The 1,075-nt window shown below is 63.8% G+C and carries 2 protein-coding genes; one reads left to right on the plus strand and one right to left on the minus strand.

The genetic code is table 11. The features are described from left to right. Positions 1 to 876 (plus strand): MFS transporter (locus ACFV20_RS37195; protein WP_385665617.1); only part of this gene is annotated, 876 nt, incomplete at its 5' end. Here the strand turns inward: ACFV20_RS37195 and ACFV20_RS37200 are convergent. After that, positions 836 to 1,075 (minus strand): PaaX family transcriptional regulator C-terminal domain-containing protein, encoded by a 240-nt coding sequence (locus ACFV20_RS37200; protein WP_385665620.1) that lies wholly within the window; start codon positions 1,073 to 1,075, stop codon positions 836 to 838. The genes ACFV20_RS37195 and ACFV20_RS37200 overlap by 41 nt on opposite strands.

Genomic DNA, 1,075 nt, shown 5'->3' on the forward strand with positions numbered 1-1,075 from the left:
GTCCTGGCCACCCTGGTCTTCATTCCGGTGGCGGCCCTGCCGGTCGAGGCCTTGATGAGCTGGGGCTGGCGAATTCCGTTCTGGCTGTCCGTGGTTGTTCTTGCCATTGCATATTGGGTGAGGACCCATCTGGACGAGACTCCTGTGTTCGAGGAAGCCAAAGAGCAGCGGACGGTCGCCCGGATGCCACTTCGGGAGGTCCTGCGGTTCCAATCCCCGGACGTGCTCCGCGTCATCGGGATGTCCATCATGTCCGTCATGCAGACCATCTTTACGGTCTTCGGCCTGGCCTATGCCACCGGTTCGGCTGGCTTCGACAAGGCGTCCATCCTCACGGTCAACGCGGTGGCCATTGGCCTGTCCATGTTCGTGATGCCGTTCGTCGCCAAGTTGTCGGACGCTGTGGGACGGCGGCCCTTGCTTTTGACGGCCGCCGTCGGCTGCTCAGTCACGATCTTCGCGTATTTCGCGGCGCTGGCCAGCGGAAGCATCGTGCTGGTTTTCCTTGCGGCGTTCGTCAACATGACCCTGTTGTACTCCTGCTTCAACGGAATCTGGCCCGCCTATTTTGCCGAGTTGTTCGCAGCACCGGTCCGCTATTCCGGGATGGCGCTGGGTAATCAACTGGGCCTGGTGGTGGCGGGATTCGGCCCCTTGATCGCCGGCCTCCTACTGGGCAAAGGACAGGACGGCTGGCTGCCAGTGGCGTGTTTCGCGGCCCTGTGCATGGCAATCGCGGCCGTCTCGGCCTTGTTCTCCCGTGAGACGGCCAAGACGCCCATTGCAGACTTGGGCGAGCCCTACCTCCGTGGCATTGCAGCCCGTGAGCGGGCGGCTACCGGACGCCCCGAGGTGCCGTTAGTCCCACGGCCGTGAGTCCCAGGGACTGGCGGACGAACTGCGCGCTGGGACCAGCGAGGGCTTCCACAATACGGGCGAAGAGTGCTGATGCTTCGGCTCCTGGCCAGTCGACGGGTAGAAAGGCAGCGGGAAGACCGGGATCGAGATACGGGATGATCCGCCAGCGGTCGATGCTGCGGACGTAGCCGGCGAACGCTTCGGCCGTGGGTTCCAC

This window comes from Streptomyces sp. NPDC059696, assembly GCF_042733745.1.
Classification (GTDB): domain Bacteria; phylum Actinomycetota; class Actinomycetes; order Streptomycetales; family Streptomycetaceae; genus Streptomyces.